This is a genomic window from Bradyrhizobium sp. USDA 4541 (assembly GCF_024171085.1).
Lineage (GTDB): Bacteria > Pseudomonadota > Alphaproteobacteria > Rhizobiales > Xanthobacteraceae > Bradyrhizobium > Bradyrhizobium australafricanum.
Map to the genome: position 1 here is coordinate 4753181 of NZ_JALJZF010000001.1, position 14253 is coordinate 4767433.

14 protein-coding genes are annotated in these 14253 nt (G+C 64.3%); 7 read left to right on the forward strand and 7 right to left on the reverse strand.

Translation table 11 applies throughout. The features are described 5' to 3' along the window. Positions 1-87: 87 nt before the first annotated feature. Positions 88-510, reverse strand: a complete 423-nt coding sequence (locus tag J2R80_RS22285; RefSeq protein WP_076825748.1) for a CHRD domain-containing protein — start codon at positions 508-510, stop codon at positions 88-90. A 165-nt stretch (positions 511-675) separates the two neighbouring features. On the opposite strand from J2R80_RS22285, the gene J2R80_RS22290 reads away from it, so the two are divergent. Then, entirely contained in the window at positions 676-1605 is a 930-nt protein-coding gene (locus J2R80_RS22290; RefSeq protein WP_253639428.1) for a cytochrome c, read from the forward strand. A gap of 121 nt (positions 1606-1726) precedes the next feature. Here J2R80_RS22290 and J2R80_RS22295 read toward each other — a convergent pair whose 3' ends face one another. After that, positions 1727-1972 carry an Lrp/AsnC ligand binding domain-containing protein gene (locus J2R80_RS22295; RefSeq protein WP_016845986.1) on the reverse strand — a complete coding sequence of 82 codons (246 nt, stop codon included), beginning with the start codon at positions 1970-1972 and terminating at the stop codon, positions 1727-1729. A gap of 195 nt (positions 1973-2167) precedes the next feature. Here J2R80_RS22295 and thiD point away from each other — a divergent pair, with 195 nt between their 5' ends. The 4 genes from thiD to J2R80_RS22315 all read left to right on the forward strand — a co-directional run bounded on the left by thiD (position 2168) and on the right by J2R80_RS22315 (position 6209). Continuing rightward, positions 2168-2965, forward strand: a complete 798-nt coding sequence (gene thiD / locus J2R80_RS22300; RefSeq protein WP_253639429.1) for a bifunctional hydroxymethylpyrimidine kinase/phosphomethylpyrimidine kinase — start codon at positions 2168-2170, stop codon at positions 2963-2965. Positions 2966-3261: 296 nt separating this feature from the next. Beyond that, a complete protein-coding gene (locus J2R80_RS22305; RefSeq protein WP_141340705.1) occupies positions 3262-4074 on the forward strand; it encodes a UDP-2,3-diacylglucosamine diphosphatase in 813 nt (270 codons plus the stop codon). Further along, on the forward strand, positions 4071-5162 hold the full coding sequence (locus tag J2R80_RS22310; protein WP_253639430.1) for a glycosyltransferase family 1 protein: 1092 nt from the start codon (positions 4071-4073) through the stop codon (positions 5160-5162). The genes J2R80_RS22305 and J2R80_RS22310 overlap by 4 nt, the downstream gene beginning before the upstream one ends. A gap of 57 nt (positions 5163-5219) precedes the next feature. Then, positions 5220-6209 carry a threonine/serine dehydratase gene (locus J2R80_RS22315; RefSeq protein ID WP_076825738.1) on the forward strand — a complete coding sequence of 330 codons (990 nt, stop codon included), beginning with the start codon at positions 5220-5222 and terminating at the stop codon, positions 6207-6209. An 891-nt stretch (positions 6210-7100) separates the two neighbouring features. On the opposite strand, the gene J2R80_RS22325 is transcribed toward J2R80_RS22315, so the two are convergent. The 4 genes from J2R80_RS22325 to J2R80_RS22345 all read right to left on the reverse strand — a co-directional run bounded on the left by J2R80_RS22325 (position 7101) and on the right by J2R80_RS22345 (position 10730). Continuing rightward, positions 7101-7634, reverse strand: a complete 534-nt coding sequence (locus J2R80_RS22325) for a hypothetical protein (RefSeq protein WP_253639431.1) — start codon at positions 7632-7634, stop codon at positions 7101-7103. Positions 7635-7729: 95 nt separating this feature from the next. Continuing rightward, positions 7730-8227 carry an Hsp20/alpha crystallin family protein gene (locus J2R80_RS22330; protein ID WP_200844452.1) on the reverse strand — a complete coding sequence of 166 codons (498 nt, stop codon included), beginning with the start codon at positions 8225-8227 and terminating at the stop codon, positions 7730-7732. Positions 8228-8309: 82 nt separating this feature from the next. Continuing rightward, positions 8310-8759: an Hsp20 family protein gene (locus tag J2R80_RS22335; protein WP_076825732.1), complete on the reverse strand. Its 450-nt coding sequence runs from the start codon at positions 8757-8759 to the stop codon at positions 8310-8312. 690 nt (positions 8760-9449) lie between these two features. Beyond that, a complete protein-coding gene (locus tag J2R80_RS22345; protein ID WP_253639432.1) occupies positions 9450-10730 on the reverse strand; it encodes a hypothetical protein in 1281 nt (426 codons plus the stop codon). A gap of 75 nt (positions 10731-10805) precedes the next feature. Between J2R80_RS22345 and J2R80_RS22350 the strand changes: the two genes are divergently transcribed. Continuing rightward, positions 10806-11978: an MFS transporter gene (locus J2R80_RS22350; RefSeq protein WP_253639433.1), complete on the forward strand. Its 1173-nt coding sequence runs from the start codon at positions 10806-10808 to the stop codon at positions 11976-11978. On the opposite strand, the gene dgcA is transcribed toward J2R80_RS22350, so the two are convergent. Further along, complete coding sequence (gene dgcA / locus J2R80_RS22355) at positions 11975-12976, reverse strand: N-acetyl-D-Glu racemase DgcA (RefSeq protein WP_253639434.1); 1002 nt, start codon at positions 12974-12976, stop codon at positions 11975-11977. The genes J2R80_RS22350 and dgcA overlap by 4 nt on opposite strands. 141 nt (positions 12977-13117) lie before the next feature. Between dgcA and J2R80_RS22360 the strand changes: the two genes are divergently transcribed. Next, positions 13118-14251: an ABC transporter permease gene (locus J2R80_RS22360; protein ID WP_253639435.1), complete on the forward strand. Its 1134-nt coding sequence runs from the start codon at positions 13118-13120 to the stop codon at positions 14249-14251. Positions 14252-14253: the final 2 nt, after the last annotated feature.

The window sequence follows — 14253 nt, forward strand, 5'->3', positions numbered from 1 at the left end:
AAAGGGCGGACGCTTTAGGGCGTCCGCCCTTTTTGTGTCGGCCGTTTCTTGTTGGCGTTGCGTCGCGAACGATTACTTCGTCACTTGTTATTTGGTCACCTGGCCGCGGATCTCGCCGCCCGGATTGGCCGCAGTGTGAACGTTGACATAGTACTTGCCGGCGAGCAGATCGGCGGCCTGCGCGTCGGTCAGCGTGGCGCTGCCTTCGACCGGGCTCGACGTCGCGTTCGGGATCGCGACTGCGACACCGGAATTCTTGCCGGCCTCGGCGGGGCCGTGGAAATGCGCGGCGGTAGCCGGACCCGACAGGCCGGAATAGGTCAGCTTCCAGCTCAGCTTCTTGCTGGCGGCATCGTAGTCGATGTCGGCGGTGCCGGTGGCGGCGCTGGTATTCGGCGGCACTTCGCTCTTGCCATCCAGCTTCGCCGTGAACTTCTCGGCAAAGGCCGGACCGGCGAAGGCGATGGCGGCGCCGAGCGTCAGCGTGGCAAGCAAGGTCTTGTTCGACATGGTTCTCTCCCCTTTGACGTCACAGGATGGTTGCAATCTTCAAACAGCAGCTTTTCGGATTTATTCCCCAAATGATCGTGGGTGCGGCAAATTTGATGCGAGCTTGTCCGACTGGTTGCCATCATACTGGTCCATGAATTGACGCGACCAATGACGGATCGGTGAATGCTGCGACGAATTTTCCTCCTGGCGATTCTGGCCGGCGTAATGGGCTTTGGCGTGTTCTGGTGGCTGACGATCCCCGCGACCGTTGCCGCCGACGCGCTGCCTGCCTATCAGCCTGACCTGGCCAATGGCCTCACAACGTTCAATGCGGGGGGATGTTCCTCCTGCCATGCCGTGCCGAAGCAGGACGACCGCACGAAGCTCGGCGGCGGGCTCGCGATCCCCTCGCCATTCGGTACCTTTTATGCGCCGAACATCTCGCCCGACCCGAACGACGGCATCGGCCGCTGGAGCGAGGCCGATTTCGTCACCGCGGTCATGAAGGGCACCTCGCCATCGGGCGCGCACTATTTCCCGGCGTTTCCGTATCCGTCCTATCAGCACGCCAGGGTCAGCGATGTGCGCGACCTGTTCGCCTATCTGAAGACCTTGCCGCCGGTCGCCGGCAAGGTGCGCGACCACGATTTGCCGTTTCCCTTCAACATCAGGCGCAATGTCGGGGTCTGGAAATTCCTGTTCATGAACGGCAAGCCGTTCATCGCGGATGCAAGTCGCTCGGCGCATTGGTACCGCGGCGCCTATCTCGTCAACAGCTTCGGCCATTGCGCCGAGTGCCACAGCCCGCGCAATGTCCTCGGCGGCATCGTCACCGCGCAGCGCTTCGCCGGTGGTCCGAATCCGGAGGGCGAAGGCTGGGTGCCCAACATCACGCCGAGGGGGATCTCGGACTGGAGTGTGAAGGATATCGCCTATTTTCTCGAGAGCGGCCAGACGCCGGACGGCGACTCGGCCGGTGGGTCGATGGTGCGCGTGATCCGCAACACCTCGCAACTGTCGTCGTCCGACCGCGACGCGATCGCCGAGTACATCAAGTCGCTGCCGCCGGTCGAGGGACCGCCGAAGCCGGTCAAGAAGGAGAAGGAATTGTAAAGCGGGATGGGTTTGGTTGAACCGGCTCGCCGCGGTTTCGGTTCACCTCTCCCAAGGGAGAGGTGAACTTTCGACGCCGTTCAAGCTCGACCTGATCTCATCATACTCTCGCGGGCGCGTCCTACTTCGCGCCGAACGCCTTGAAGGTGATGATCGTGAGGGTGTCCTGGATGCCCGGGATCACCTGAACCTTCTCGTTGATGAAATGGCCGATGTCGGTGTCGTGGTCGACGTAGAACTTGACCAGGAGGTCGTAGTTGCCCGCGGTGGAATAGATCTCGGACGCAATCTCGGCCTCCGCCAGTGCGTTGGCGACGGTGTAGGACTGGCCGAGCTTGCATTTGATCTGGACGAAGAAAGGAACCATCAAAGTCGTCTCCGGGGATTTCCGCGACTATAGGCCCAAAACGGGCGGCCAAGGCAAGGGGGCGAGGCAGGGGGTCAAGGTGAGGCCAACTTGCGGTAAAGTCAGGCGAACTTGCTGCCGATCGGCGGCTGGGCTAGGACAGGCCATGGTCTTGTTCGTGATGGTCTCATTCGTATCAACCACTGGCGCTGCAAGATGACGCCGGTCGCGCTCACCATTGCCGGCTCGGACTCCTCGGGCGGGGCGGGCATCCAGGCCGACCTCAAGAGCTTTGCCGCGCTCGGGGTCTATGGCGCCGCCGCGATCACGGCGCTGACCGCGCAGAACACCATGGGGGTCAGCGGCATCCATCCGGTGCCCGCGTCATTCGTCACCGCCCAGATCGATGCGGTGTTCTCCGACCTCGAGGTCGGCGCGGTCAAGATCGGCATGGTGGCACAGGCCGACACGATCGCTGTGATCGCCGGTGGGCTGAGGCGCTGGGCGCCGCGCCATGTCGTGCTCGATCCGGTGATGGTCGCAACCTCCGGTGATCGGCTGCTTGCCGCCGAGGCGGTCGATGCGCTGAAGGTCCTGCTGTTTCCGCTGGCCTCGCTGATCACGCCGAACCTGCCGGAAGCGGCGGCGCTCTTGAACGAGCCGGTTGCCTCAAGCGAGGCCGACGTCGAGCGACAAGGCAAGCGATTGCTGGCAATGGGATGTCGCGCGGTGCTGCTCAAGGGCGGCCATGGGCACGGCGCCGAGAGCATCGACTATCTGATCGATGCCGAGCACAGCATCGCGCTGGCTGCGCCGCGGATTGCGACCGCCAATACGCATGGCACCGGCTGCTCGCTGTCCTCGGCAATCGCAGCAGGGCTCGCGAGGGGCGAGAGCATGGAGACCTCCGTGCGCAACGCCAAGGCCTGGATCACGCAGGCGATCGCCGAAGCCGATCGCTTCGCCGTCGGCCACGGCCATGGGCCGGTGCATCACTTCCACAAGTACTACTGAAGCTTCGTAGCTCTGTAGCCCGGATGAAGCGCAGCGAAATCCGGGAAAGCGCCAACCGCTGAAACGGTCTCCCGGATTGCGCTGCGCTTCATCCGGGCTACGCACCGCGCGTTGTTCCATCGCGCTGTGCAGGCAACACAACGCCTCTTCCCCACAGCCTGATGTCGCCAGATTGTCGCACGCTGCTGTTATCCGCAGAGAAGCGGCGTACTGCTGATTCTCGTTAACTATTTGTGGGGCCTCGGGTCGCGGGGATCGTCATCGCCTTGTCACAGGAATCTGTTAGGTGCACAGGCATGGGAAGTGACTCCTTGAGTGAAGAAAGTCCCGAGCGGCACTTTCGCACTTTGTTTATCTCCGATGTCCATCTCGGAGCCCGCGGTTCGCAAGCCGACCGCCTGCTGGACTTCCTCCGCGCTCACGATGCCGACACGATCTACCTCGTTGGTGATATCGTCGACGGCTGGGCGCTGAAGTCGAACTGGTACTGGCCGCAGACCCATAACGATTTCGTGCAGAAGATGCTGCGCAAGGCGCGCAAGGGCGCCAAGGTGATCTACGTCCCGGGCAACCACGACGAGTTCCTGCGCAAATATTACGGCACGCATTTCGGCGGCATCGACGTGGTGGAGAACACCGTTCACACCGGCGCCGACGGCAAGCGCTACCTCGTGATCCACGGCGACATTTTCGATCTCGTGGTGCAGAACGCGCGCTGGCTCGCCCATCTCGGCGACAAGGCCTACGATTTCGCGATCCAGATGAATCGCTTCGTCAACTTCTTCCGCAAGATGTTCGGCGTGCCGTACTGGTCGCTGTCGCAATGGGCCAAGCTGAAGGTCAAGAAGGCGGTGAACTATATCGGCGCGTTCGAGGCGACGCTCGCCGGCGAGGCGCGGCGCCACGGCTGCGACGGCGTGATCTGCGGCCACATCCACTACGCGACGATCCATGACGAGCACGGCATCCGCTACATGAATTGCGGCGACTGGGTGGAGAGTTGCACCGCGCTCGCCGAGCATGAGGACGGCCATTTCGAGATCATCACCTGGACCGACCCGGTGCGCCGGATCGCGCCGGTTCCGCGAGTGACGGCACGCGCTGCATGACGCATATCCTGGTCGCGACCGATGCGTGGCATCCCCAGGTCAACGGGGTTGTCCGCACGCTGACCATGATGGCACAGGCGGCGAAATCGCTCGGCGTCGAGGTGAGCTTCCTGACGCCGGACGAGTTCCGCACCTTCGCGATGCCGAGCTATCGCGATCTCCGGCTGGCGCTGCCCTACCGGGCCAAGGTCGCAAGTCTGATCGAGGCGGCGCAGCCCGACAGCATACATATCGCGACCGAGGGCCCGATCGGGCTTGCGGTTCGCCGCTACTGCCGCAAGCGCGGCCTGCCGTTCACGACGAGCTTCCACACCCGCTTCCCCGAATACGTCTCGGCGCGGACGCCCGTCCCCGAAGCCTGGGTGTGGCGGGCGCTGCGCTGGTTCCACAGGCCGAGCCGGGCGGTGATGGCGGCGACCCCGGCGCTGGCGGCCGAGTTGCGTCAGCGCGGCTTCCGCAACGTGGTGCTGTGGTCGCGCGGCGTCGATACCTCACTGTTCCATCCGCGCGACGTCGATCTCTGCCTGCCGCAGCCGGTCTATCTCAGCGTCGGCCGGGTGGCGGTGGAGAAGAATCTCGAGGCCTTCCTCGATCTCGATCTGCCGGGAACCAAGGTCGTGGTCGGCGACGGCCCGGCGCGGGCGGCGCTGGAGCGGAAATATCCGGATGCCGTGTTCCTTGGCGCCCGCCATGGGGAAGAATTGGCTGAGATCTACGCCGCGGCCGATGTGTTCGTTTTCCCGAGCCGGACCGATACGTTCGGTCTGGTCTTGCTCGAGGCGTTGGCGAGCGGCCTGCCGGTTGCCGCTTTTCCGGTCACCGGTCCCCGCGACGTGATCGGCGCGGCGCCGGTCGGCGTGCTCGACGAGGATCTGCGCCATGCCTGCCTGGAGGCGCTCAGCATCCCGCGGCAGGCCTGCGTCGATTTTGCCGCGCTCCACACCTGGCAGGCGTCGGCCCGGGTGTTCATCGATCGCTGCATGAACGTCCGCCCCGCGCCGCCGGACGGCGAGGGGGAGGCGCTCGAATTCGGTGCCGAGGAGCACCATTTTGTGGCCCTGCCGGCCAGCCAGCCGATCTCGCACTAGACAAACTCACGCTAAATCGTCTTGCCGGGCTGCGCCCCGCCGCGATACAAATCGCGAATGACGGACACCGTTCTCAATCCACCCGTCGCTGCCGCGGACATCGATGCCGCCGCAAGGGTGGTCGCGCCGTTCGCGGTGCGCACGCCGCTCCTGACCTTCCCCGTTCTCAACGAACGCGTCGGCAGCCAGGTTTTCCTCAAGCCCGAAATGCTGCAGCGGACCGGATCGTTCAAGTTTCGCGGCGCCTTCAACAAGCTCGCCTCGATCCCGCAGGACAAGCGGAGCGGCGGCGTCGTCGCGTTCTCCTCGGGCAACCACGCCCAAGGCGTTGCCGCGGCGGCCAAGATCCTCAACATGCAGGCGACCATCGTGATGCCTGCGGACTCGCCGATCACCAAGCGCGAGCGCACCAAATCCTACGGCGCCGAAGTCGTGCTCTACGACCGCGATCGCGACGACCGCGAAGCGATCGCCAACGGCATTGCCGGCAAGCGCGGCGCGACCCTGGTGCGCCCCTACGACGATCCCTTCGTGATCGCGGGCCAGGGGACCGCCGGCCGTGAGATCGCCGAGGACATGGCCGCGCTCGGACTGACGCCCGACATCGTGGTCGCGCCGGCTTCAGGTGGCGGATTGATCGCGGGTGTTGCGACCGCTGTGAAGGCGAAATATCCGCAGGCCCAGGTGATCGTCGCCGAGCCCGCGGGCTATGACGATCATGCGCTTTCGCTCAAGGTCGGCCATCGCGAGGCGCATGCGGTTGCGCCGCGCACCATCTGCGATGCGCTGATGGCGATGATGCCGGGCGAACTGACCTTCGCCATCAACAGCAAGCTGCTCGCGAATGGCGTCAGCGCCTCAGACGACGAGGTCGGCGCTGCCGTCGCCTTTGCCTACCGCGAACTCAAGCTCGTGGTCGAGCCCGGCGGCGCGGTCGGGCTCGCCGCGCTGCTCGCCGGGCGGATCGACGCCAAGGGCAAGAACGTCGTCATCGTGCTGTCGGGCGGCAATGTCGACGCCGACCTGTTCGCGAAACTCGTCGCCTGACGCCAGCATGTTGAGAAGAGGCGCGGGCAGGGCGGTGGTCGCTTCTGCCCCGTTTCGTTGCGCTGCACGACGGATCAGTGCCTGAAGCCGCCACGATGGCCGCCGCCAACTCGGCCGAAGTGCGAGCTTGATGAACTTGAACGGACGGCGGTGTGGCCGTCACCTGATCTCGTCCGGCTGATTGGTGTGCCTGCCGCGGTATCGCCGAAGAAATAGAAATCAGAAGTCAGCGACGAGCTTTCCCACGGCGCATGCCGACCGTCGGTCGTTGAGTTGACCTCGAGGCGAACGCGCTTGAACGGCTGCTCGATCGGCAGATTGGGCTTGCGCGCCAGCGGCAGGGCGCGTTGGTGATCCGCGTTGTTGTTCGAATCTCGTTAGCGCCTAGATCGAAACGTCGTTGGGCTTCTTTTGTTTGGAAATGTCTTTGCCAGTTCAATCCTGGCAGTGGCAGCCACGATGACGGCCGACCGCAAGTGATCAGTCGGCTGGCTAGAGCGCGATGAGATTGGGTTGAATCATCATCGCGCTTTAGCTCTTTGTTTGAGCGTGATCTTTTCGGAAAACCGCTTCGCACTTTTCCGGATCATGCTTAGTTTGAAGGACGCTTGAATGCCGGATCAGTTAGCGCCCGGCTAAATGCGCTGACCATTGCTGCCGCCTCATGATCTCCACGATCATCGAGGATCCGATGAAGCGCCTTCGCACTCTCCTGCAATCCAGACAAGAGCGATGGATCGCGTTCGCACAAGACCCCTGCGATACACAGCGCAAGGGCCTCCGTGCCTATCTTTGCTTGGGCTAATGGATCTGCCGCCATCTCTCTCGCCTTTCATCGGACAGTGTCGAAGTCACGCCGCCTTGTCGATCGTCCGCTGTCGACTCCGGGCTTCAGTTTGTATGATGATGTTCGCTCTTGGAGGCGATCAACCCTTTTAATTCCTCGACAAGACGCCGCTTGATGAAGCTACGTTCGGCGTCCGTCAGTTGAGTGTCTAACAGCCTTCGGTACCGCCGTACATTTGCTTCGCGGGTCCACCGAGCATTCGCGCGAGATATCCTCAGCGGGCCGTGCCGCCTCGACGCAGCATGTCGTTCGGAATCGGAAACGGCACATACAGGCTTGCTGAAACGAGGTGTCCGCATGGCCATACCGGCGCGCGGCGGCGGATCACTTTCGTCGTCCAGACGTTTCAGCGCCGCCAGGATCTCGGCAAGGCGCAACCGGTGCGGAATGCCGGGCACCTCCCGAAGAGCCGGTTGGGATTCGACGACGTACATATCCGACGCCCAGGACGAGAGGATGACACGCTTCTCGTCCGTCGAGAGCCCAGAGTCATTCAATACATCGCCCGGTGAATTGTAGTGGGATACTGAATGAAAAAGCGGTTCATTGATGTTGGCGTTACGATTGACCTGGCTCATGGCAGTGTCTCCTGCTTTCTCCTTTCGTCCAGAGACGGGGTTGATAGAGGCCGGGATAGAGGTCGGCGACGGTTATGCGCCGCCGACTTCTGGCTTCAGTTGCTGTTGATCGCGATACGCTTGACATTCGACTTTGACTGCTCAGACTTCGGCAGCGTCACGGTGAGGACGCCGTTCTTGAAGTCGGCCTTCGCCTTGTCTTCCTCGACGCCATTTAGCGGAATCTGGCGCTCGAAAGCGCCGTAGTACCGCTCGCTGACGAACTTTGAATCGTCGCTGCGTTCGGCTTTCCTCTCGCCCCGGATCGAAAGGACGCCATTGGTGATTTCAACCCGAACATCCTTTTCGTTGAGGCCTGGGAGTTCGGCGGAAACCGTGACCTCCTTATCGGTCTCATTCAGTTCTAGGCGTGGCCAGTTAAACTGGCCCTCCATCAACGGAGTGTTGACGCGACCGAATGAGCCGAAGCCGCGGAAGGCGTCATCGAACAGGCGATTCATCTCGCGGTGAAGCGTGAGAAACGGATCGAACGCCTCACGTCCCGTTGAGAGTTCTTGACCTTTCGTCCAGGGAACAAGATCCCGAATACCCATGATATCCTCCTTGACATGCAGCTGATCACGGCACGGACGGCTATCGTCCGTGCGTAACTTGACCCAACATCATGAAGCGGGCTCAGGCCGCCTTCTGCGTGATTTGTCCGGCAGGAGCGCCACTTCCGATGGCAATGCGCCGAGGCTTCATGGCCTCAGGGATTTCGCGCACGAGCTCGATCCGTAGCAGACCGTTGTCGAACGTTGCCGTCTTTACTTGCACGTAGTCGGCAAGGTTGAACTGTCGCTTGAACGGACGCGCCGAGATACCCTGATAGAGGTATTCGTGCTGGTCCTTGTCGCCCCTGCGACCTTCCACGGTCAGGACGTTCTGCTCGGCCGTCACAAGAATCTCATCCTGACTAAAGCCAGCCAGCGCCACCGAGATCTGGTAACGGTCCTCTCCGAGCCGCTCGATATTGTAAGGCGGGTAAGTGTCTTCGGACCGATGCTGGGTCTCGTCGAGAAGACCGAAGAGGCGGTCGAATCCAATGCTCGAACGCCACAGGGGAGTGAAATCGTACGTCCTCATAGCCAAATCCTCCTGAGAGCAAGATGGGTACGAAGGAGCGCAAGACATTCGGTGCAAGACACCTGTCCGGCGCCCTGTTCGCTCTGCCGAGCCCGACCTGGCGCCCGGCACCGCCGTAAGCGGCAGAAATCCAATTAGAAAAGCGGCAATCAGTTTCAAGGGCGCCAGCAAAATTTTTTTGGATTGGCTTAGCTCGGCTATTTTGACCCGCACCAGAACTGAGTTCGTGCAGTTTGCCCCAAGTTCCTCTTGTGAGTTGACGATTTCGGTTTTGTCGGGACGCGAGCGAGTTCACTAAAGCCGCTTCAATTCGTCGAGCTGCTTGTTGCAAGCGTCGTTCGCGCCAGCCGTGGACTCAAGGGAAGCGGCTGATGATCTCGATTGGACCGACAATCGCAGCATTGAACGCCGGCAAGTCCTCCGCGGGGATCCAGTATTCGAGCGCGCGGCCGCCGGTTACTTTGCATGGGGTTGTTTTTTCGATATTTTGGCAAAGCGCCCCTGCGACGGCAGGCCCTCGCATTGCCCATCTGCCCACATTCCATAGCTCGTCATGCCCGGGCTTGTGCCGCAGGGAGATGTGGATGGCTAGGACAAGCCCGGCCATGACGACGTAGACATGTGAGCTGCAGAAGGTCGCAAGTGCGTATGCGATGGCTCTGCGCTATGTGAGGGACGAACGCCACCGCCTTACGAGAAGAACGCGATCTTCTCGGCCTGACTCATGCGACGGATCGGCGCGAGTGGATCGTTGGCCGCGACGCTCGGCCTTTTCAGGAGGCCGCTGGCGATGATGGTCGAGCCGAGCGAAACCGCCGCTGCAGCAGGGGCCGCTTCAACGACGGGCGGGAGAGGCGGCGGCACGGGTGCTGCCGCTTCGGCAACCGCCGCTACAGCGACCGGTGCGGGCTCGACCTTGACCTTCGGCGCGGGCGCCGGTGCAGGCTCGGGCTGAATGGCCGGCGCAACCATTTCGGGCTCGGCCGCCATCGCCTCAGCGACGCGCATCTCCTCGGCGGCGCGCATTTCCTCGGCGATCGCCTCTTCGTCGATCGGATCGGGCGCGCCCATCTCCATCGCAATCAGGTCGAGCACCGCTTCGTCGTGGGCGTCGGCCGTCGCTTCGTCGGTGACGCGGGCGAGTTCCGCGGCTTCGGCTTCGGCCAGCGCGGCTTCAGCCTTGAGCCATGCTTCGCTCTGCTGCGGCATCACGGCCGTAGCGGCCTCAGTGCCGGGCACAGCGGCGGGAATCGCGGCTTCGACGATCGGCGCCGCAGCGGCCTCCTGAGGCGGCGCTGGCGGCGTAGCGGCCGTATCGGGAGCTGCACTTTCGGCCACCGGTGGCGGTACAGGGGCGGCTGCCGGCGGCTCCGCAACCGACGCCTCGGCCACATCTGGCTCGGCCGCAGGCGTCGCCGCCTTGTCCGGATCGAACTCGCTGAGGCGGCGGGCCAGCGCAGCGAAAGCGGCATCCAGCACGGCCTTGGCGTCGTCCATCGAGACCTCGGCAGCACCGGCCTCGATCGCGCTGACCTGCGAATCGATGATGTCGCAGATCCGGCCGTCATTGCCGATCTCGCGCAGCCGCCAGGAGATCTCCCTGATCACCCGCACGCCCTTGCGCACCGGCGCGAGATTCTGCTCGAAGCTGATGCCGTCGAGCGCGGCGATAGCGGAGGCCTGGGCGGCCTCGATCGCGCCGCGCAGGGCGGCCAGCGCCTGCGCCAGCTGCTCGTCCCTGATCGCCGCCGCGGCGGCTTGCCGCTGCGCGCTGAGGCTTTCCTCGATCCGCGCCACGGCATCGAGCACCATGCGGGTATCGGCATTGCGGTTGCGCTTGGCGTATTCGCCGAGGAACCAGCGGCCCCGCGAGGTCTCCATGAAGGCCGCGCTGATCGCGGCATAGTCCTCCTCGCTCGGCAGGGCCGCGCGGGCGGATATCGGCGACAGGGCGAATGCTTCTTCGGCCATCACAATCTCTCCGCGCAAATCACTGCGCGTTACGGTAACGATCACCACGATATCGCGCGAATCGCAATTGAATTGATGTCTTCCGAATCACAAATCCCCATTGCAGCAAAGGTTGCATCGCGGCGATTCGCGCGCAGCCTTGCGGCATTCTATGCCACGCTGTTCGGCATGACCGGGGTTCACCTGCCGTTTTTCACGGTGTGGCTGAAGGCGGTCGGCATCGACGCCACCTGGATCGGCATCATCACCGCGGTGCCGCCGGTGACGCGCTTCACCGTGCTGCCGCTGGTCACTGCGGCGGCGGAGCGGCGCCAGATGCTGCGCGGGGCGATCATCGCCACCGGATTCGCCACGGCGTTCGGTTTTGCCGTGATCGGCACCCAGCACCAGCCGTTCGTGCTGCTGGCGATCTATGCGCTGACCTGCTGCGTCTGGACGCCAATGGTGCCGCTCACAGACGCCTATGCGCTGCGCGGCGTCAGGCAATTCGGCCTCAGCTACGGACCGCTGCGGCTCTGGGGCTCGGCCGCCTTCGCGGTCAGCGCGCTGCTGAGCGGCTTCCTGCTCCGCTATGTCGCGGAGGTCGACCTGATCTGGATCATCACGGCCGTGACGGTGCTCGGCGCGCTGGTCGGGTTGACGCTGCGGCCGCTGGGCCGCCCGGTGGCAGCCGCCACACCTGCGGCCGGCGCGCCAAAACTGCTGCGTAATCCCACCTTCCTCGCTATCATCGTCTCCTCGGCGCTGATCCAGGGCAGCCACGGCGCCTATTATATCTTCGCATCGATTGCCTGGCAGCAGGCCGGCTTCAGCGGCCTGACGATCGCGTGTCTCTGGGTGCTCGGCGTGATCGCCGAGATCGTGCTGTTTGCGGCCTCGCCGCGCTTCACGCTGCCGTCGGCTGTGCTGGTGATGATCGCGGCCGCCAGTGCCGCGGCGCGCTGGGCGATCACCGCGCAGGACCCGCCGCTTGCGGTGCTTGCAGTTGTGCAGCTCGGACATGGACTGAGCTTCGGCCTGACCCAGGTCGGCATCATGGGCCTGATGGTGCATCACGTGCCGGTTCACGTGATGGCGCGCGCGCAGGGCTATCTCACCGCCTGCGGCGGCATTGTCGCGAGCACCACGGCCATCGTCAGCGGCATGGTCTATGCGCGCTTCGGGCTCGGCGTCTACGACATGATGGCCGCGATGGCGGCCACGGGCGGGCTCGTGATGTGGCTGGCGCGCAAGCGTCTCACCGATTAGCCCCAGAGTGCGGCGTCGGGCGGATAGACCAGGCTGCCCTCGTAGGGCAGGCCGTGGTCGCGGTCCTTCGCCAGCAGCAACGGGCCGTCGAGATCGACGAAGCGCGCGGCTTGCGCGATCAGCATCGCCGGCGCCATCGCGAGCGAGGTCGCGACCATGCAGCCGATCATGATCTCGAAGCCGTGCGCGCGGGCGGCGTCCGCCATCGCCAGCGCTTCGGTCAATCCGCCGGTCTTGTCGAGCTTGATGTTGACGGCGTCGTAGCGGCCGCGCAGGCCGGCGAGCGAGCCGCGGTCATGCACGCTCTCGTCGGCGCAGACCGCAACCGGGCGCCTGATCCGCGCCAGCGCCGCGTCCTTGCCCGCGGGCAGCGGCTGCTCGATCAGGGTGACGCCGGCATCGGCGCAGGCAGCGAGATTGGCGGCGAGGTTGTCCTCCGTCCAGGCCTCGTTGGCGTCGACGATCAGCTCGGATCGAGGCGCCGCCTTGCGCACGGCGGCGATCCGCGCGCCGTCGCCTTCGCCGCCGAGCTTGATCTTGAGCAACTGACGATGCGCGGCCTTCGCGGTGGCCTCCGCCATCGCCTCTGATGTCCCGAGCGAGATCGTATAGGCGGTGGTCCGCGGCTCCGGCGCGGGCCGGCCGAGCAGGTTCCAGATCCGTTTGCCGGCGCGTTTGGCCTCAAGGTCCGCCAGCGCGCAATCCAGCGCATTGCGGGCGGCGCCGGCAGCCATCCCGGCCTGCAAGGCGATCCGGTCCATGCCATTGGCGAGTGGCGCCTGTAGGGCCTGGATCGCCTGCAGTGTCGCCTCGGGCGTTTCGCCATAGCGCGGGTAGGGTACGCATTCGCCGCGGCCGGTGAGGCCGCCCTGGCTCACCTCGGCCACCACGACGACAGCCTCGGTCTTGGTGCCGCGGCTGATCGTGAAGGTCCCCGCGATCGGCCAGCGCTCGATCCGACTGCTCAGGGAAATCGCTCCGGGAGGGGTGGAAGTCATTTTAAAGTCTACTATTTCCTGAACCGTAGCTTGCGACGCGCAACCAACTATGGCTGTTTAGCGACAGATTCGACAAGCCGATCCGGCAGCGCCGGAGATCAGCGTTAGCGGCAGCCAGCCGGCTTGAGGGGTGGGTTAGAGGTGAGCGGCGACCCGACACTGGAGCGGATAGCCCAAGGCGAAGGACTGGCGTTGTGCGCGGCAGGCAACTGGACGGCCCGCTTTGCTCCTGCGCTTGAGCGGATCGTCTCCGACGCGGAGAAGCTGCGCGGCAGCCGGCCGCACATCTTCATCGACGTGTCGCAGGTCGCGAGCCTCGACACCTTCGGCGCCTGGCTGATCGAGCGGCTGCGCCGCAGCCTGAGCGACGCCACCGCCGAAGCCGAGATCGCGGGCCTGTCGGCCAATTATTCCAGCCTGGTCGACGAGGTCCGCCGCGTCGGCCCCGCGCCCGGGGTCGTCAGCGACCGGCTGTCGATCTCAGGCATGCTCGGGCAGATCGGGCGCACCGTGGCCGGGATCGGCGGCACCATCATCGGCCTCGTCGACATGCTCGGCGCGGTGCTGGCAGCCGCCGGGAAGGTGCTGATCCATCCGCGCAGCTTCCGCCTGACCTCGACGGTGCATCACCTCGAGCAGGTGTGCTGGCGCGCGGTGCCGATCGTGGTGCTGATCACCTTCCTGATCGGCTGCATCATCTCGCAGCAGGGCATCTTCCATTTCCGCAGGTTCGGCGCCGACATCTTCGTGGTCGACATGCTGGGCGTCTTGGTGCTGCGCGAGATCGGCGTGCTGCTGGTCGCGATCATGGTCGCGGGCCGTTCAGGCTCGGCCTATACCGCCGAGCTCGGCTCGATGAAGATGCGCGAGGAGATCGACGCGCTGCGCACTATGGGCTTCGATCCGATTGAGGTCCTGATCCTGCCGCGCATGCTGGCGCTGGTGCTGGCGCTGCCGATCCTGGCCTTCCTCGGCGCGATGGCCGCGCTCTATGGCGGCGGCCTGGTGGCCTGGCTCTATGGCGGCGTCGATCCGGAGGCCTTCCTGCTCCGCCTTCGTGATGCCATATCGATCGACCATTTCATCGTCGGCATGGTCAAGGCGCCGGTCATGGCGGCGGTGATCGGTATCGTCGCCTGCGTCGAAGGCCTAGCGGTACAGGGTTCGGCGGAGTCGCTCGGACAGCACACCACCGCATCGGTGGTGAAAGGAATCTTCTTCGTGATCGTGATGGACGGCGTGTTCGCGATCTTCTTCGCCTCGATCGGGATGTGATC